Annotated in this window: 17 protein-coding genes; 4 read left to right on the top strand and 13 right to left on the bottom strand. The window is 64.3% G+C overall.

Going from position 1 to position 16,926, the window contains the following annotated elements; translation table 11 throughout:
- Positions 1-111: 111 nt before the first annotated feature.
- Both BRAD3257_RS35955 and BRAD3257_RS35950 read right to left on the bottom strand, forming a co-directional pair.
- A complete protein-coding gene (locus BRAD3257_RS35955) occupies positions 112-966 on the bottom strand; it encodes a C40 family peptidase (RefSeq protein WP_122405768.1) in 855 nt (284 codons plus the stop codon).
- A complete protein-coding gene (locus BRAD3257_RS35950; protein WP_122405767.1) occupies positions 959-2,332 on the bottom strand; it encodes a leucyl aminopeptidase family protein in 1,374 nt (457 codons plus the stop codon). The genes BRAD3257_RS35955 and BRAD3257_RS35950 overlap by 8 nt, the downstream gene beginning before the upstream one ends.
- Before the next feature lie 201 nt (positions 2,333-2,533).
- Between BRAD3257_RS35950 and BRAD3257_RS35945 the strand changes: the two genes are divergently transcribed.
- The 3 genes from BRAD3257_RS35945 to BRAD3257_RS35935 all read left to right on the top strand — a co-directional run bounded on the left by BRAD3257_RS35945 (position 2,534) and on the right by BRAD3257_RS35935 (position 5,450).
- A complete protein-coding gene (locus BRAD3257_RS35945) occupies positions 2,534-2,737 on the top strand; it encodes a hypothetical protein (RefSeq protein ID WP_122405766.1) in 204 nt (67 codons plus the stop codon).
- A 282-nt stretch (positions 2,738-3,019) separates the two neighbouring features.
- Complete coding sequence (locus tag BRAD3257_RS35940) at positions 3,020-4,510, top strand: metallophosphoesterase family protein (RefSeq protein ID WP_122405765.1); 1,491 nt, start codon at positions 3,020-3,022, stop codon at positions 4,508-4,510.
- Between the two features lie 112 nt (positions 4,511-4,622).
- A complete protein-coding gene (locus BRAD3257_RS35935) occupies positions 4,623-5,450 on the top strand; it encodes a tetratricopeptide repeat protein (protein ID WP_122405764.1) in 828 nt (275 codons plus the stop codon).
- Between the two features lie 56 nt (positions 5,451-5,506).
- Here the strand turns inward: BRAD3257_RS35935 and BRAD3257_RS35930 are convergent, their stop codons facing one another.
- The 11 genes from BRAD3257_RS35930 to BRAD3257_RS35885 form a co-directional block, all read right to left on the bottom strand.
- Positions 5,507-6,481 carry a type II secretion system F family protein gene (locus BRAD3257_RS35930; RefSeq protein WP_122405763.1) on the bottom strand — a complete coding sequence of 325 codons (975 nt, stop codon included), beginning with the start codon at positions 6,479-6,481 and terminating at the stop codon, positions 5,507-5,509.
- 9 nt (positions 6,482-6,490) lie between these two features.
- Positions 6,491-7,468, bottom strand: a complete 978-nt coding sequence (locus tag BRAD3257_RS35925) for a type II secretion system F family protein (RefSeq protein ID WP_122406940.1) — start codon at positions 7,466-7,468, stop codon at positions 6,491-6,493.
- A 16-nt stretch (positions 7,469-7,484) separates the two neighbouring features.
- A complete protein-coding gene (locus BRAD3257_RS35920; protein WP_122405762.1) occupies positions 7,485-8,954 on the bottom strand; it encodes a TadA family conjugal transfer-associated ATPase in 1,470 nt (489 codons plus the stop codon).
- A 21-nt stretch (positions 8,955-8,975) separates the two neighbouring features.
- Positions 8,976-10,244 carry a CpaE/TadZ family protein gene (locus BRAD3257_RS35915; protein ID WP_122405761.1) on the bottom strand — a complete coding sequence of 423 codons (1,269 nt, stop codon included), beginning with the start codon at positions 10,242-10,244 and terminating at the stop codon, positions 8,976-8,978.
- A complete protein-coding gene (locus tag BRAD3257_RS35910; protein WP_122405760.1) occupies positions 10,241-10,975 on the bottom strand; it encodes a CpaD family pilus assembly protein in 735 nt (244 codons plus the stop codon). Before BRAD3257_RS35910 ends, BRAD3257_RS35915 begins: the two co-directional genes overlap by 4 nt.
- 20 nt (positions 10,976-10,995) lie before the next feature.
- Complete coding sequence (locus BRAD3257_RS35905) at positions 10,996-12,459, bottom strand: type II and III secretion system protein family protein (RefSeq protein ID WP_162500652.1); 1,464 nt, start codon at positions 12,457-12,459, stop codon at positions 10,996-10,998.
- A gap of 11 nt (positions 12,460-12,470) precedes the next feature.
- Positions 12,471-13,268, bottom strand: coding sequence for a Flp pilus assembly protein CpaB (gene cpaB / locus BRAD3257_RS35900; RefSeq protein ID WP_162500459.1), 798 nt, complete (start codon positions 13,266-13,268; stop codon positions 12,471-12,473).
- 300 nt (positions 13,269-13,568) lie between these two features.
- Positions 13,569-14,669, bottom strand: a complete 1,101-nt coding sequence (locus BRAD3257_RS35895) for an IS4 family transposase (protein ID WP_122401899.1) — start codon at positions 14,667-14,669, stop codon at positions 13,569-13,571.
- A gap of 72 nt (positions 14,670-14,741) precedes the next feature.
- Positions 14,742-15,266, bottom strand: a complete 525-nt coding sequence (locus BRAD3257_RS35890) for an A24 family peptidase (protein WP_122405757.1) — start codon at positions 15,264-15,266, stop codon at positions 14,742-14,744.
- A gap of 121 nt (positions 15,267-15,387) precedes the next feature.
- On the bottom strand, positions 15,388-15,534 hold the full coding sequence (locus BRAD3257_RS40490; RefSeq protein WP_164937099.1) for a hypothetical protein: 147 nt from the start codon (positions 15,532-15,534) through the stop codon (positions 15,388-15,390).
- 69 nt (positions 15,535-15,603) lie between these two features.
- Entirely contained in the window at positions 15,604-15,768 is a 165-nt protein-coding gene (locus tag BRAD3257_RS35885; RefSeq protein WP_122405756.1) for a Flp family type IVb pilin, read from the bottom strand.
- A gap of 267 nt (positions 15,769-16,035) precedes the next feature.
- Here BRAD3257_RS35885 and BRAD3257_RS35880 point away from each other — a divergent pair, with 267 nt between their 5' ends.
- Positions 16,036-16,863 carry a sterol desaturase family protein gene (locus BRAD3257_RS35880; RefSeq protein ID WP_122405755.1) on the top strand — a complete coding sequence of 276 codons (828 nt, stop codon included), beginning with the start codon at positions 16,036-16,038 and terminating at the stop codon, positions 16,861-16,863.
- Positions 16,864-16,926: the final 63 nt, after the last annotated feature.

Genomic DNA, 16,926 nt, shown 5'->3' with positions numbered 1-16,926 from the left:
GCGCGCGCAGCGCGAACCCGGAACCCAGAGATTATGGTGCGAGGTGCTCAGGTGCGCAATTGCGCACCATAGTTCAGGCGCGATGCGCGTGCCCCGGAATCACAAGAACAATCAGAGCCGCTTGATCGCGACGACCTCGCTGCCGGCCTGCTTGATCCGCGCAATCGCGGGCTCGATCGGTTCGATCACGGTCGCCATGTGATGGGCATTGGCGTGAACCATGGTGCTGCCGTCGCGGACGATGGCGACATGGCCCTTCCAGAAGATCAGATCGCCACGCAGCAGGCTGCTCCGCTCATGCGGCTCCAGCGCACGGCCGAGACCGGCGAGCTGCATGTCGCTGTCGCGCGGGCAGCCGATCCCGGCTGATGCCAGCGAGACCTGGACCAGGCCCGAGCAATCGATGCCAAAACTGCTCTTGCCGCCCCAGAGGTAAGGTGTGCCAATGAAGCGCTCGGCCACTGCGACGAAATCCGGCTCGTAATGATCGAGCGGCGCGAGGTGAGTCCGTGGCAAGAACGTTCCGTCCCGCGTCACCGCGAAGGCCCCGTCCTCGCGCGCGATCGTGAGCCTTGATCCCAGGACCAGCGTGGCAGCCGGCGGCAGCTTGATCGACGGGCCGGGAAACGCAAACGTCCGGAGTGCGCTGACCTTGTGCGTCGGCGCGGCCGTCGGCTTCAACAGCGCCGCGTCGGGCAGCCAGCCGACATAGCCGTCGCCATTGAGCTGGCCCCAGGCCCAGCCTTCGCCGTTGCGGTCGTAGACCGTGACGCGCTCGCCCCGCAGCGCCTCCGTCATCAGCATCGCATTCGAGGATGGCTGCTCGCGCAACGGCGCGAGCGCGTCGATGACCTCGAATTCTTCGCCGGTGACGAAGCGCTCCGCCGCAACCTTGCCTTCGAGATACTTCGCGGCGATGTCGCCCCGCGCCGGCGTCAGCCTTGGATCGTGTCCTGGATCACGCATAGCGCTCGCTCAGCAATGCGTAGATGGCGCGCGCGGCCTGGCACTCGCCGCCTTCGGGCCGCGCCGGCTTCGCCGACGGCGTCCAGCCGTAGATGTCGACATGCAACCAGCTCTTGGCGTGCTCGACGAAGCGCTGCAGGAACAGGGCGCAGGTGATCGAGCCGGCAAAGCCGCCCGACGGCGCATTGGTGATGGTCGCCGTCTTGGAGTCCAGCCAGGAATCGTAAGGCGGCCACAGCGGCATGCGCCACAACGGATCGTTCTCCTTCGCCGCGCAGCGCGCGACGTCGACGGCCAGCGTCTCATCATTGGTGTAGAAGGGCGGCAGGTCCGGCCCCAGCGCGACGCGCGCCGCGCCGGTCAGCGTGCCCAGGTCGATCAGCAGGTCCGGCTTCTCCTCGTCGGCCAGCGCCAGCGCATCGGCGAGCACCAGGCGTCCTTCCGCATCCGTGTTGCCGATCTCGACCGTGATGCCCTTGCGCGAGGTAAAAATGTCGAGCGGGCGGAAGGCATTTCCGGCGACCGCATTCTCCACCGCCGGGATCAGCACGCGCAGCCGCACCTTCAGCTTCGCATCCATCACCATGCGCGCCAGCGCCAGCACGTTGGCGGCGCCGCCCATGTCCTTCTTCATGATCAGCATGCCGCTCGACGGCTTCAGGTCGAGGCCGCCGGTGTCGAAACACACGCCCTTGCCGACCAGCGTCACCTTGGGATGATCAGGATCGCCCCAGCCGATGTCGATCAGCCGTGGCGCGCGGCTCGAGGCCATGCCGACGGCGTGGATCAGCGGGAAATTCGTCTTCAGATCCTCGCCGATTGTGCAGGCGAAGCTTGCCCCGAACTCGGCCGCGAGCGCCTGCGCGGCCGCCGCGAGCTCCGACGGGCCCATGTCGTTGGACGGCGTGTTGATGAGGTCGCGCGCGAGCATCGCGGCATCGGCAATACGCTCGATCTCGGCCGGGTCGACACCGTCAGGTGGGACCAGCCGGACCTCGGGGCGATCAGCCTTGCGGTAGCGGGCAAAGCGGTAGCAGCCCAGTGCGAAGGCGAGCGCCGCCAGTCGCGCATCGTGCGGTGCATTGGCAAAGCGATAGGTGCCCGGCGGCAGCAGGCCGGGCAGGGCGCCCGGCCGGAACAGGTCGCGCGATCTGGCGCCCTCGTCCTCGAGACCGAACAGCACCTGCGCGATCGCGCCATCCGGCGCGGGCAGCGCCAGATAGCTGCCTGGCTTGGCGGCAAAGGCGCTCGCCCTTGCGAACTGGCGGTGCGCCGGTGGCAGCGTCTCGGCGACCTGATCCCAGCTCGACTTGGTGACGAAGGTGATCGGGGTGGCGGTGGGTGAGGTCTCGAAGACAGAAGGCATTGGCGGGTCCGGATCGTCGGATCAAGCGGGTCATGCGAACGGACCAGACTTCGCAGAGTTTCGCCGCCGCTGCAATCGGCTTTGCCGTCACCGTTCAGCTAGCCGCTACTCGCCGCAAGGAGGCCATGCTAGGTTCCGGAGAGCGGCCGCCTGAAGTGGAGATCGCCGGCGACCGATGAGGAAGCGCCGGGAGGAAATGCGATGGAATTCGTGTGGAGCGTGGTCACGTTCATCGGCCAGGCCATCGAGGCGATTTTTGGCTATGTCGAGCATCACCATTGGATCTTCGCGTTCCTTGCCGGCGGCTACGTCTTCTATCTCCACGACCGCTCCGTGCACGCGCGGTTCGACGCGCTCGACAAGCGCGTAGACGAAATCCGCAAGCGGCTCGCCGTCGAATATTGACCTGGCGAGACGAAACCGTCCTCGGCGGATCTCGTATCTCACGTCGACGACTGCCGTTCGCAAAAGCACCGCCGCAGGGCTTTACTAGCGTTGTGGTTGTGGCATTATTGACGAATATTTAAAATTGTGCCGTCCGCTCCGCATACACCGAACGCGGACACGCGGCGGCACGCGGTTGATACCTGTCCAGGTTCGTTCTTGGCTGATACGGCCTGAATCTGTTCGTCGAAGCATTTCTCTCATCGTTTGGGCGGCGCAGCATTTGCAGATGAGCGGCGCAAAATGGATAGATCGTTCGTCATTGTGCAGATTTCCGACCTGCATCTGGACGGGTCGGGCCGGCTGCTATCGACCGTCGAGACACTCAGGGCCGCGATTCGCGAAAAGATGACGGGCGTCACGGATGTCCCCGATCGCATCCTGCTGATCACGGGGGATCTGGTGGACGATCCGAATCCGCGCGCGCTCGACGAGGCGCTCGCCGTGATCGCGACTTTCCGGCAGACCGGGCTGTTCACCGACATCCAGGCCGTTGCCGGAAATCACGATGTCAAGCGGCCGAGCCAGCGTGCCGGCCGTCACGACGCCTATGATTACCTGCATCTGCCACGAACCTCGAAGAGTGTCTATTACCGGCAGGCAGGCCTCGAGCTGGCGCTGCTCGATTCCAATCGCGCAAGCCTGATGGCGCTCGCGAGCGGCAAGATCGACGAGAGCACTTACAAGGCGATGGTCGCAGAGTCCGCCCGGCTCAGCGCCGAACTCGCGGCCAGCATGGGTTCTGCGGGGCGCGCCGATTATGCCGAGCCGGCGGAAAACCTGGTCCGTGTGCTCGCCCTGCACCATCATCCGCTGCCGCAGGCGACCGGCGAAGGAAAGCGCTTTCTCGGCGTGCCCGACGAACCGCTGATGTATCTCGCCGCGCCCGCGACCTTCCTCGAGGCTGCCATCTCGCTCGATGTCGATCTGGTTCTGCACGGTCATCGCCACGTCGAGGGACTGACCCGCTATTCCGTCCCCGATCCGCGCGCGACATCGAGCGAGAGCAGGGAGGCGTTCTGGCGCACGATCTACGTGCTCTCATGTCCATCCTCGACCGGCCAAGCCGGCGACGCCGCCGGCTTCAACCTCATCCATTTCGGCCCCGCGTCCCGTGGCTGGCGCACGGAACATCGTTTCGCGATCACCCGCTATTCAAGGCTGCGCAACGATGCCGCCTTCACGCTGCTCGATTCGAACCTGCCTGACGGCGTCATCAGACTGCCGGCAGCGCGGAACTTTTCCCGTGATCCGGCCGTCCAGGCGGCGATCGAGGTCGCCTCATCCGCCTCAGTGAAGCGGGATCAGATCGCGGCGATCACCCGCCGGCTGTTCATGCGCCGCAGCTTTTATGATGAAGCCGACCCGAACTGGGCGGATGCGCTCTACGCCTACGTCGTCTCGTCGCATGCCTGGACTGAGCTCGAAGGCAAGATCGCGAGGTCCGCGCCCAGATCTGACATCGACACGCTTGCGGCGGTGAGAATGCTGCTCGGCCGATTGGTCGAGCAATCCGCCGAGGTGCTCGGCATCGATAGCGCTCAGCTCGGTGAACTCTGCGGGAGGGGTCTGATCAACTGTGACGACTTCCTGCGCCAAGTGCCGCGGTTGCCCTGCGAGGGCGTCGACGTTCAGTGGCAGGCGCGGCAGAGACTGCAACTGCTGCGGGACTTGGACGAACAGGTGAAGACGCTCGGCCTCCATCTGGATCTCGGCGGTGAGGTGCCGTCGTAACAATCGCCGCCGTGAGAGGAGTAGGCCCGAGACGGCGTTAACCGGCCGTTAGGGTTAACATTCTATTGCTGACGCGTTCGGCTCGATCAAGCGGCTCGAGAGTCAAGGCGTCATGCGTCAACGGATCAGTCTTACCCGGCTACTTGCCTCCACGTCGCTGGTCGCGATGCTGGCGATGGGACTCGGCGGCTGCACGGCCATGTCGAAACTCTCCGAGGTGACCGGCTCGGTCGGGCCTCGGGCGGAGGCGGTTCCCACCGATCGTGCGCCCACCGATCCAGCGCGTGCGGTCGAAGTCTATGGCGAGCGCTACCGCGCCAATCCCAAGGATGCCGACGCCGCGCTCGCCTACGGACAGGCCCTGCGTGCCAACGGTCAGCGCGCCCAGGCCGCCGCCGTGCTTGAGCAGGCGACCATCGCCAATCCCGGCAACAAGGCGCTGCTTGCCCTGTACGGCCGCGCACTCGCCGACAACGGCAATTTCCAGCAGGCTTACGACGTTCTGTCGAAGGCGCATTCGCCCGACAATCCCGACTGGCGCCTGCTTTCGGTACAGGGCACCGCGCTGGACCAGATGGGCCGTCACGAAGAGGCGCGATCCTATTACGCGAGCGCGCTGAAGATCGCACCGGGTGATCCCGGCGTGCTCTCTAATCTCGGCCTGTCCTACATGTTGTCGAGAGACCTGCCGAAGGCCGAAGAGGCGCTGCGGCAGGCCTACGCCTCGCCGCGTGCGAGCGCCCGGGTGCGGCAGAACCTCGCTTTGGTCGTCGGTCTCCAGGGCCGCTTCGCGGAAGCGGAGACCATCGTGAAAGCGGACCTGCCACCGGACCAGGCCGCGGCCAATGTCGCCTATCTCAAGGACATGCTGAGCCGCAGCGACGCCCCGCGCGGCGCACCGAAGCGGACGCCGGTTGCCTCGCTGAGCCAGCCCGACTGATCGGATCCGACCGTCTGATCTCGGCTTGATTGGTGAACGGCGCGGTTCGCTCGGGCTCAGTGCATCTCTGTGATCTTGATGCCGGTCGGTCCGAGAATGACCACGAACAGCACCGGCAGGAAGAACAGGATCATCGGCACCGTCAGCTTCGGCGGCAGAGCGGCGGCCTTCTTCTCTGCCTCGTTCATGCGCATGTCGCGGTTCTCCTGCGCCATGACGCGCAGCGACTGGCCGAGCGGGGTGCCGTAACGCTCCGCCTGCTGAAGCGCCAGACACACCGACTTGACGCCCTCGAGCCCGGTGCGACGTGCCAGATTCTCATAAGCGACCTTGCGATCCTGCAAATAGGACAATTCGGCCGTGGTCAGGGTGAACTCCTCCGACAGCGCGATCGACTGGCCCACGATTTCGTTCGCAACCTTGCGGAACGCCATTTCGACCGACATGCCGGATTCGATGCAGATCAGGAGCAGATCGAGCGCGTCGGGAAACGCACGCTTGATCGAGAGCTGGCGCTTGGAGATCGCATTCCTGAGGAACAGCATCGGCGACTGGAGGCCGAGATAGGCCGCGCCGATGCAGATGCCGATCTTGACCGGCATCGCCTGCTCCATATGCGCGATCACGAAGACGTAGAGGGCCGAGCCGATCAAGAGCACGATCGGGGCGACCATGCGGGCGAACAGGAAGGTGATGTACGGCGCCTGGCCGCGGTAACCTGCCATGATGAGCTTGTCTCGCGCAGCCTCCTGCGCGAGCCATTTGGTCAGATTGAAGTCCTCGACCACCTTGGAGACGAGTTGCTTCGGCGTCTGGCGCAGCGAGACCTTTTCGTTCTTGTGAAGACGCTCACGCTCGCGCTGCCGGATGCGTTCGCGTTCGCTCGCCACCGCTTTCATCCGCTTGGAGAGGCCCTCGCCGGCGAACAACGGCATCACCAGGGTATAGACGGTGGCGCTCGCGGCGATGGCCGCGAGCAGCATGGTCATGAAGCGGACGTCGTGCAGTTTCGAGACGAGGAATTCGACCATACGGCACCGTCAGAAATCGAAATTGATCATCTTCTTCATCACCATGATGCCGATCGACATCCAGACGACGCAGCCGACCAGCATCAGCTGTCCGGTGGGATGAGTCCAAAGCAGCGAGATGTATTGCGGCGTCGTGAGGTAGACGAGGAACATCACGATCGGCGGCAGCGAGCCGATGATGCCGGCGGAGGCCTTGGCCTCCATCGACATCGCCTGGATCTTTTCCTTCATCTTCTTGCGGTCGCGAAGCACTTTGGAAAGATTGCCGAGCGCTTCGGAGAGGTTGCCGCCCGACTTCTGCTGGATCGACACCACAATGCCGAAGAAGTTGGCCTCCGGAAGCGGCATGCGCTCATAGAGCCGCGCGCAGGCCTCGCCGAGCGGCATCCCGATCGCCTGCGTCTCGATGATGGCCAGGAATTCGCTGCGGAGCGGCTCGGGCGAGTCCGCGGCCACGACCTTGATCGACTCGAACAGGGGCAGGCCCGCCTTGATGCCGCGGACGATCACGTCGACCGCGTCGGGCAGCGCAGCCAGGAACTTGGTTTCACGACGCTTCTTCAGGAAGCCCAGAGCCCAGCGCGGCAGGCCGAAACCACCGGCAAAGGCGAGACCGGCAGCGCCGATCAGGCCGCCGCCGGCGAACAGAGCGACCGCGAAAAATACGCCCGCCACGACGGCGGATACGGTCCAGAATTTCTGCGGCGTCCAGTCTAGCCCCGCCTGCGACAGGCGGACGCTGAGCGGAGCGCTCTTCTCCTGCGCGCGCCGCGCCTCGAGGTCCTTGAGCGTGGTCTCGACCTGCTCACGGCGCGAGCGTTGGGTCTTCTCGGCCTGGCGGGCCGTGGGAGCTTCGGCGCGCGCGACCGAGGCGCGCCGGCTTTCCGCCTTTCGTTCTCCGGACAGCAGCGGATAGAGGAATACCCAGGCGATGCCACCGACCGCTGCGGTGGCGAGGAAGGCGAGGGCGAGGACCTGCATGTTCATGGCGGTGCTGACCTGCTCACGTCTTCGGCGCGACTTCCGCCGCGTCGAGCGCCGCGGCAAGGCGCTTCTCCTCGCCGTAATAGCGGGCGCGTTCCCAGAACTTCGGACGGCCGATGCCGGTCGAGCGGTGGCGGCCGATGATCTTGCCGTTGGCGTCCTCGCCGACCATGTCGTAGAGGAAGATGTCCTGGGTGATGATGGTGTCACCTTCCATGCCCATCACCTCGGTGATGTGGGTGATGCGTCGGGAACCGTCGCGCAGGCGTGCGGCCTGGATGATGACGTCGATCGAGGCGCAGATCATCTCGCGGATGGTGCGCGAGGGCAACGAGAAGCCGCCCATCGTGATCATGGATTCGCAGCGCGACAGCGCCTCGCGCGGGTTGTTGGCGTGCAGCGTGCCCATCGAACCGTCATGGCCGGTGTTCATGGCCTGGAGCAGGTCGAAGGCTTCGGGTCCGCGAACCTCGCCGACGATGATGCGTTCGGGCCGCATACGCAGGCAGTTGCGCACCAATTCGCGCATGGTGACCTGGCCCTCGCCTTCGATATTGGGCGGGCGGGTTTCCAGCCGCACCACATGGGGCTGTTGAAGCTGGAGCTCGGCGGCGTCCTCGCAGGTGATGACGCGCTCGTCGTGCTCGATGTAATTGGTGAGGCAGTTGAGCAGGGTGGTCTTGCCCGAGCCGGTACCGCCGGAAATCAGCACGTTGCAGCGAACGCGGCCGATGATCTGAAGGATCTCGGCGCCTTCGGGCGTGATCGCGCCGAACTTGACGAGCTGATCCAGCGTCAGCTTGTCCTTCTTGAATTTGCGGATGGTGAGCGCGGGGCCGTCGATCGACAGCGGCGGCACGATGGCGTTGACGCGAGAGCCGTCGGCGAGGCGCGCGTCGCAGATCGGCGAGGATTCGTCGACGCGCCGGCCCACCTGGCTGACGATGCGCTGGCAGATGTTGAGAAGCTGTTGGTTGTCGCGGAAGCGGATGCCAGTGCGTTGGATCTTGCCGCCGACCTCGATGTAGACGGTGTTGGCGCCATTGACCATGATGTCGGCGATGTCGTCGCGCGACAACAGCGGTTCGAGCGGGCCGTAGCCGAGAACGTCGTTGCAGATGTCGTCGAGCAGCTCCTCCTGCTCGGCGATCGACATCACGATGTTCTTGATCGCGATGATCTCGTTGACGATGTCGCGGATTTCCTCGCGCGCGGACTCCGAATCGAGTTTGGCGAGCTGGGCAAGGTCGATGGCCTCGATCAGTGCGCCGAAGATGGTCGCCTTGACCTCGTAATAATTGTCCGAGCGCCGGCTCTCCATGGCCGGAGGCGGCGGGGCCTTGGCAGGGGCAAGCGGCGGCGAGGCGACGGCCGGCGGAGGCGGAGCGCGCGACACCGTCGGCGCTTGAGCCTGGGCAGGCTCGAGCGACACGGCGCCGGGCTTGGGCGCCCGAAAGTCGGTGTCTGTTCCGCTACGCTTACCGAACACTTAACAACTCCATGCGGCGGCTTATCTTCCCCGCAACTTCTCAATCAGAGGTGAAAGCAGGGACGACTTTTGTTTCTTGGTCTCGCTGCGGCCGGTCAGACGCTGGGCGATCTGCAGGAACATCTCGATCGACTTGTGGTTCGCGGATATCTCCGCGATCATCTGGCCGTTGTTGGCCGCCGAGCCGAAGATCTGCGGCTCGAACGGGATCGAGACGACCGGCTGGCTCTCGATCGCCTTGGCGAACTCCGCGGCGGCGATTTCGGGCCGTTTCGGCACGCCGACCTGGTTCAGGCAGTAGAGCGGCGGCCGGTCGTTGGGGCGCGCGGCCTTCAACAGATCGAACAGGTTCTTGGTATTGCGCAAATTGGCGAGGTCGGGCGCGGCCACGATCAGGATATCGTCCGCTCCGATCAGAGCGCGCTTGGTCCAGCCCGACCATTGATGCGGAACGTCGAGCACGATGCAGGGCATGGTGGAGCGCAGCGTGTCGAACACGGCGTCGAAAGCGTCGGTGCCGAAATCGTAGACCCGGTCGAGCGTGGCAGGCGCCGCCAGCAGGCTGAGATGGTCGGTGCATTTCGACAGCAGGCGGTCGATGAAAGCCGTGTCGACGCGGTCGGGCGAGAACACGGCATCGGCAATGCCCTGCGGCGGATCCTGATTGTAGTCGAGCCCGGCGGTGCCGAAGGCGAGGTCGAGGTCGGCGACGACGGCGTCCATCGCGAGGTCGCGTGCGATTGCCCAGGCGACATTGTGGGAGATGGTGGAGGCTCCGACGCCGCCCTTGGCGCCGACCACGGCGATGATGCGGCCGACCGCCTTGGCTTCCGGCGCCGAGAACAGGTTGCAGATCGAGCGCACGACATCGATCGCGCCGACCGGCGCGAGCACGTAATCGCTGACGCCGCGGCGCACCAGCTCGCGATAGAGCGTGACGTCGTTGATGCGGCCGATCACGACCACGCGGGTGCCGGCGTCGCAGACGGTGGCGAGCTGGTCGAGGCCGCCCAACAGATCGCTGCGGCCGTCGCTCTCGAGCACGATCACGTTCGGCGTCGGGGCCGAGCGGTAGGCCTCGATCGCGGCCGCCATGCCGCCCATCTGGATTTTCAGATGGGCCTTGCCGAGACGGCGATCCTCGCCGGCCGACTGGACCGCGGCGGCAGTCTCCACGGTCTCGCAGAAGGCCTGGACCGAGACGCGCGGCGCGGGCGCGATATGCTCCTCGACCGGCGGAGGAGCTGCTGCCGGCTGCTCTTCTTGTGTCTGGCGCGCGTAGCTGATCATTTGCCGGTGTCGCTCAGTTTGGCCTTGTCGGCGTCGGGATAGGTGGTCGCCGTCGTGCTTCCCTTGCGATACTTCTCCAGGCTGGTGATGCGCCGCGCCGTATACGACGGAGTTTCGGGCCGCGGCTGCTCGAGGTCCGACGGATTGTCGACCATGGCCGCGAGGTTGCGCTGATAGGCGCAGCCGTAATTGTAGTAATCCTTGTTCTCGAACCAGCGCTTGTTCTTCATCGAGGGGCCGATGTCCTCCGGCCACAGGCCGCAGGGGCCGGCGACCGCCGCGATCTTGGAATAGGTCAGCCGGATCGGCGGCAGGAAACGCTTGTCTTCCGGTTGATACGGGTGGACGCTGACGCCGCGTGCCGGAACGCCCGCCGCCGCCAGCATCGCCTGGATCTCACGCATCGTATCGGCAACCGGACGAGCATTGGGCGTATTGGAGGGCACGTCGATGCGAATGGCGCCGGTGCCTTCGTGCAACCATGCCGATGCGACGCCCATTACGTCGGCGCGCTGGGCGGCGGTCAATCCACCGCGGGCATGGCCGACGAAGACGACGATCGAGCGGTTCTGCTCCTCGACCGCGATCGGGTGGCGCTGCTTGTAATCGTCGGGAATCGAGGCCGTGAGGACCTCGTCGTGCTGGCAGCCGCCGAGCACGAGCGCCATGCCGACGAGCGCGCCACCGAGGCGGATGGCGCGTTTGCGAAGCTGGGGTGGTCTTGTGATCATCGTGAAGTCCCCGTTCCGCCTCAGTCGGTAATGAAGCCGTAGGTGCCGCGGTAGCTTTTGGCCGGTTCGGTCCGTCCGGGCACGCCGTAGAGCCGGTTGATATTGCCGATCAGCTGGGCCTGCGGATCCGCAGGCGGTGCGAAGCCGTCGTCCGGCCGCGACAGATCCTTTGGTGCCACCGCGCGAACGACATAGGGGGTCACGATCACGACCAGCTCGGTCGCGTTGTTGACGAAGTCGCGGCTGCGGAACAGCGTGCCCAGGATCGGGAGCTGCATCAGTCCCGGCAATCCGCTGATCGCCTGCTTGGTCTGCTGCTGGATCAGACCGGCCATCGCCATCGCGCCGCCGGAGGGAATTTCCAGCGAGGTCTCGGCGCGGCGGGTCCTGATCGAGGGCACCGTCAGCGAGTTCACCGAATTCGAGGTCACCGCCTGCGACAGCGTGATCGCATTCTCGTTCGACAGTTCCGAAACCTCGGTCATCACCCGCAGGCTGATCTTGCCTTCGCTCAGCACCACGGGAGTGAAGTTCAGGGAGATGCCGAACTTCTTGAAGCTGATCTGGGTGGTACAGACATGCGTGGTGGGGTCGCAGGCATAGCCTGCCGGGACCGGGAATTCACCGCCGGCGATGAACGTCGCCGACTCGCCGGAGATCGCGGTCAGGTTCGGCTCGGCCAGCGTGCGGATCACGCCCGCGGTTTCCATCGCGCGCAGGGTGGCCTGCACCGACGGCGCGGCGCCGAACTTCGTGGTCAGGTTATTGCTGTCCACGAGGTTCTTGCCGAGAGCCGTGAACGGATTGGAGTTGGAAAAGCTCACCACCGACGTGCCGTAGTTGAGGTTGGCGGTCAGGTCGATGCCGAGCTGCTTGATGATGCTGCGCTGGACTTCCGCCACCGTCACCTTGAGCATGATCTGGTCGCGGCCGCGCACCACGATCGAGTTCACCACCTTCTCGGGGCCGCCGGCCAGGCGCGCGGCGAGATCGTTGGCCTGCTGCGCCTCCATCGGGTTGGCAGCCGTGCCGGTCAGGACGATACCATCGCCGAGGCCATCGATCTGGATGTCGGCATTGGGCAGGACCTGCTTCAGCGCGGCCCGTACGCCATTGAGGTCGCGCTTGACCGCGATGTCATAGGCCGCAATCTGCTGACCGGCGGAATCGAAGAAGACGATGTTGGTCTGACCGACCGCGGCGCCGATGATATAGGCGCGCTGCGCCGAGCGGACCACCGCATTGGCGATCTTGGGATCGGCGACCAGCACGTCCTTGATGTCGCGCGGCAGGTCGATCACGATGGACTTGCCGACGCCGAGCGAGAGGAAACGCGCGTTGATCTGGCCGTCCATCGCGGCCGGAGCCACGGGGCGGTAGTCGGCAGCGACCGCCGGGTTGAGCGCCAGCGCGAGGGCGGCCGAAAACGACAGGGCGCGGACCAGCGAGGTTCGCATCGTCGCCGAATTTGCCCTGCATTTCATATCGACTGTCTTCATCGTGCCTTAGCCGTCTGACTTGGAATGCCGTAGCGAATGATCGAAACACCCTCTCGCTTCTGCGCGGAGTCATCGAGCGTGATTTCGCTCATCTTGACGTCGACGATACTGCGCAGCGCCAGTGACAGCGTGCCGCTCTGCCGCGCCGCGGACAGCGTTGCGGTCTGCGCGGGAGTGAGCTCGAGGGTGACGGTCTTGCCGATCACCGCGTTCTGGCCGTCCTTCTCCTTGGGCGCCTGGTCGATGGCGAGGACGCGGATATTGGCCAGGATGATCTCGGAGGTGACGACGTCGGGGGCGCCGCTGCCCTGGTCCGGGTTCTTCGACCGGCGCGTGAGCAGGACGTCGACACGGTCGTTGGGCAGGATGAACCCGCCTGCGCCGGTCTCCGGCGAGATCTCGGTCGAGATCGCCCGCATGCCGGTGGGCAGGATTGCCGCCATGAAGCCGGAGCCTTCGGCCTTGACCAGTTTCTGGTCGCGGATCGGCTCACCCTGAATGAACGGAGCCCGCGCGATCGAACCGGCCACCTGGGTCGCACCATCGGGGCGCTCGTTGCGGCGGATGAAGGTGGTGCTGGCGGTCGCGGCCGGCCAGGTCTGCCATTGCACGTCTTCGGGCTTCACGGTCTGGCCGAGGCCGATGTCGTTCTTGGCGACGAGGACGTCGACGGTCGGCAGCTGCGCGACCGGAAGCGGAGGCGGCGCAGAATTGTCGGTGCCGCTCGCCAGGTACGCGGCGATGCCGCCGGCGCAGATGGCGACCGTCAGGACGACAATGCGTGCCCTATTCATACGCTTCAACTTTCCAACAATACGCCGCGACGCTACCGCCGCCGTGATCGGCAGTTGACCAGCTATTCGTCAAAGCATGGTTAATGAGGCGTATCTAAATCGCCTTAACGCCGGGTTTACCCCATAGGCGTTAAGGTAGCGCGAGCATCGATTGATACGGACGTTTTCGAGGAGGCTCGCGCAGGTGCCGCCCAAGCGCTCGCTTTCTGCGGCGAAAGCAACGGATGGTTGGTTGTGGAATGATCGCTTGTAGCAAGGATGCAACGAGTTGTTGCAAAACACGCCAAGCGCCAGGTGCCGTCAGGCGGCCTGCGTCCAGCGGGGAGAGTCCTCGAAGTCGCGGGCAAGCGGCTCGAGCAGCAGGATGATCAAGAGGTGTGCCAGCAAGTAGGGCTTGGCGGAGCGCGGATCGGTTCCAGGTGGCGTCTTGAGACCAATCAGACTCTTCAGTCGCTTGAAGCCAAGTTCGATGCGCCATCGCAGTCGATAGAGCGCGAGTACATCCTTGGTGGAGAACTCGTCCCGCGCGAGCGACGTGACCAGAATGACCCAATCCGCGGCTTCCAGAGTTTCTTTGGAGATGACGCGGTTTTCGTCTTGTGCGTCGCGCCGGGCTTTACGGCGCGACGCCGCGACTGCACCGGCGGGCTTCTTGACTGCGACCAGACGCATAGCCAGAGGCGCACCGTCCTTGCGTTTGATCCAAATCCTCCGATCGATCAGTCCGTGCGCCTTCGCCGCACGCAATTGGGCCATCAGATCGAACGGAAGGCCTTTGGCATCAAGCCAACGTGCGTTCTTCCAGCCCGCTCGGATCAAAACGTCTGCCCCGGCGTCGCGCACAGCGGCGATGCGGTCAGGTTGTAGATAAGCGCGGTCAGCAATGCGGATCTCGTTCTTGACCACCGGTATCCGGTCAAACGTTTCGCCTTCTTGCTGATCTGTCAGCTCGAAGTGACCAAAGCGCTCATATGGCAGATCGAATGCACTATGAACGCGCCAAAGCTCACTGTTCCTGCGCGCAGCCGGTCCTGCCTGAGGCACTGTCGTCGCATCGATAATGCGGATCAGGCGGCCTCGGCTCGCTTTCGGGGCTGCCGCAGCGAGCAAGCCCTCCACCAGCACTGCAAACCAATCGCCACATTGACGCAGGCGATAGAACAACGCCACGCTGCTGAGGTCGGCAAGGCCAACAGAAGCGGCCCACGCGGCTGTCGATCTCAACCCTCTTTCACCCAGACAATAGGCCAGCATCAGCCGAAGTAACGACACCGCATCTGGAATTTGGCGCCGCCGCACGAAAGCCTTCGTCTGGCGCGCACTTATTTCAAGCTGCGCAGCCCCGCCGAGCTGCGTAACCACTCTCGTCCAGTCCTCGTTCAGAAGCGATTCGTCTGCCATCCCGCCTTGGAATCACGTGTGATTCCAACACTCAAGAACAAACTTAACGCCTATGGGGTTTACCCGGTGCGTTCAGCGCAGTGCGAGGTGAGTGAGGTCGATCGCCTTCACCCATTCGGTCTCCGGGTAGACCATCAACGCGCTCAGCGCGAGCGCGATACCGTAAGGAATGCCGCTCTCCTTGTCGTGCAGCCGTGCGAGCCAGGCCTGAGCCGCGAGCCCGTAGGGCAGCGGCCATTGCCGGACCTGGAGCAGGAGCAGCGTCAGCGCGCCGCCGAACAGCGAAGCGTAGAGCAGGAAGTTCATAAGATGTGCAAAGCCGAACCAGAGCGCGACGGACGCCGCGACTTTGGCATCGCCGCCGCCCACCCAGCCCATCGCAAAGCAGGTGAAGGCCACGACCAGCAGAACCGCACCGGCGCCGATATGGCTCAGCATCTCGTAAGGTGCCATGCCACCGGCGAGGGCGAGCACGAAGAAGCCCGCCACCAGCGCCAGCGAGACGCGGTTCGAGATCGTCATCGTGAATAGATCACTCGCGGCGGCGAATGCCATCAGGGCCGGGAAGAGCAGAAGGCGCGCAAGGTCGAGGATCATGAGCTGCGTCTTGAGGCCTGGTTTAGTCGCGGATCGGGCGTCGCCGCATGCTAGCCGGCAGTGCTAAACAAACCGACAACGGCAGCAATGGTCTGAACAGCAGAACCCGCCGATAGCGAGTTCACAACAGGCTGGCAATGCGCGCGCCGAGTACGATCGTCGCGAGCAGCAGCGCAAGGCAGACCCAATAAGTGGGCGAGCCGGCCTGCGACGCGCCCGCATCGTTCGCCGTCACCGCAGCATCGGTTCTGTACTTACGCAACGCCACTGGAACTCGCCGTCTTCAAAAAACAAAGGCCCCGGAGATCCGGGGCTTTTGCCGTCGTTCGTCGGCTGCTTACTTCAGGCTGGACTGGATCGAGGTGAACTTGGTGTTCAGCGTGCCGCCGAGCTGGTTGACGACGGTGATGATGGCCAGCGCGATGCCGGCGGCGATCAGGCCGTACTCGATGGCGGTGGCGCCGGATTCATCCTTCGCGAAACGCGCAATCACGTTCTTCATGAATAACACTCCGTCTAGTGGGATCGCCTCGCTCGGCGCTGTCTTTGACGCGATGACCATGAGAGCCGAGCTCTTTCGGTAGAGTTAATTCGATCGGGTAAACCCACGCCAGGCGCGATGCTTTTGCCCAGAGTGAATTTCGCCTTAAGACGGTAGCTGCAATTCGTTCCGGTTCCGGATGCATCGGCAGCGCGGCGCCGGCTTCACCCTCCCTTAAATTTCGCGGAGTAGGCCTAAGCAGGACCGGAATTCGCAAGAGAGGCGACGATGTCGAGCCTGCCCATGCAAGTTGCCCTGATGCTCGGCGAGACCATCGTGAAGGTGATCCCCGTCACCTTCGTACTTGCTGCGATCTTCACAGTGCTGGAGCATTTCTGGGCCTGCAATCCCGGCGTGCCGTGGTGGCGCAAGCGGGAGATTCTCACCGACATCTGCTACTGGTTCTTCGTTCCGGTGTTCGCCCGCACCATGCGGATCGGGCTTCTGATCGTCGGTGCCGGCGTCGTCTTCAACATCCACGACGCGGACGAACTCATCGCCTTCTACGACGATGGCCACGGTCCGCTGTCGCAGCTGCCTCTATGGATGCAGGGCCTGCTGTTCCTGGTGCTATCCGATTTCATGCTGTACTGGCTGCACCGGCTTTTCCACGACGGCGGCTTCTGGAAGTACCACGCCGTCCATCATTCGTCGGAGGAGATCGGGTGGATCTCCGCGGCCCGTTTCCATCCCGTCAATCTCTTGCTCGGGACGATCAGCGTCGACGTCGTGCTGCTGATGGCCGGTATCTCCCCGAACATCATGATCTGGGTCGGCCCGTTCACCACCTTTCATTCGGCCTTCGTGCACGCCAACCTGAACTGGACCTTCGGACCGTTCAAATACGTGCTGGCGACGCCGGTATTCCACCGTTGGCACCACACTTCGCTCGAAGAGGGTGGCGACACCAATTTCGCCGGGACGTTTCCGATCTGGGACGTGCTGTTCGGTACCTTCCGCATGCCGGAGGGGAGGCTGCCGCAGGATTACGGCAAGGACGAAGCGACCATGCCGAAGGAGATCGGAGGCCAGCTCGCCTATCCGTTCCGCCATTAGGAGAGACCAGTGGGGCCCGCAAACGCCAGTCCGTTCAAACAATCGTCGGCGAGTTTGCGGAAC

This window comes from Bradyrhizobium vignae, assembly GCF_900324035.1.
GTDB classification, from domain to species: Bacteria; Pseudomonadota; Alphaproteobacteria; order Rhizobiales; family Xanthobacteraceae; genus Bradyrhizobium; species Bradyrhizobium vignae.
This window is presented reverse-complemented; position numbering and strand designations above follow the sequence as displayed.

Coding starts and splice junctions, on each gene's coding strand:
- BRAD3257_RS35880 (WP_122405755.1), top strand. CDS start 16,036: ATGTCGAGCCTGCCCATGCAAGTTGCCCTGATGCTCGGCGAGACCATC.
- BRAD3257_RS35890 (WP_122405757.1), bottom strand. CDS start 15,266: ATGATCCTCGACCTTGCGCGCCTTCTGCTCTTCCCGGCCCTGATGGCA.
- BRAD3257_RS35955 (WP_122405768.1), bottom strand. CDS start 966: ATGCGTGATCCAGGACACGATCCAAGGCTGACGCCGGCGCGGGGCGAC.
- cpaB (WP_162500459.1), bottom strand. CDS start 13,268: ATGAATAGGGCACGCATTGTCGTCCTGACGGTCGCCATCTGCGCCGGC.
- BRAD3257_RS35935 (WP_122405764.1), top strand. CDS start 4,623: ATGCGTCAACGGATCAGTCTTACCCGGCTACTTGCCTCCACGTCGCTG.
- BRAD3257_RS35925 (WP_122406940.1), bottom strand. CDS start 7,468: ATGAACATGCAGGTCCTCGCCCTCGCCTTCCTCGCCACCGCAGCGGTC.
- BRAD3257_RS35915 (WP_122405761.1), bottom strand. CDS start 10,244: ATGATCAGCTACGCGCGCCAGACACAAGAAGAGCAGCCGGCAGCAGCT.
- BRAD3257_RS35895 (WP_122401899.1), bottom strand. CDS start 14,669: ATGGCAGACGAATCGCTTCTGAACGAGGACTGGACGAGAGTGGTTACG.
- BRAD3257_RS35945 (WP_122405766.1), top strand. CDS start 2,534: ATGGAATTCGTGTGGAGCGTGGTCACGTTCATCGGCCAGGCCATCGAG.
- BRAD3257_RS35930 (WP_122405763.1), bottom strand. CDS start 6,481: ATGGTCGAATTCCTCGTCTCGAAACTGCACGACGTCCGCTTCATGACC.
- BRAD3257_RS35905 (WP_162500652.1), bottom strand. CDS start 12,459: ATGAAATGCAGGGCAAATTCGGCGACGATGCGAACCTCGCTGGTCCGC.
- BRAD3257_RS35940 (WP_122405765.1), top strand. CDS start 3,020: ATGGATAGATCGTTCGTCATTGTGCAGATTTCCGACCTGCATCTGGAC.
- BRAD3257_RS35950 (WP_122405767.1), bottom strand. CDS start 2,332: ATGCCTTCTGTCTTCGAGACCTCACCCACCGCCACCCCGATCACCTTC.
- BRAD3257_RS35885 (WP_122405756.1), bottom strand. CDS start 15,768: ATGAAGAACGTGATTGCGCGTTTCGCGAAGGATGAATCCGGCGCCACC.
- BRAD3257_RS35910 (WP_122405760.1), bottom strand. CDS start 10,975: ATGATCACAAGACCACCCCAGCTTCGCAAACGCGCCATCCGCCTCGGT.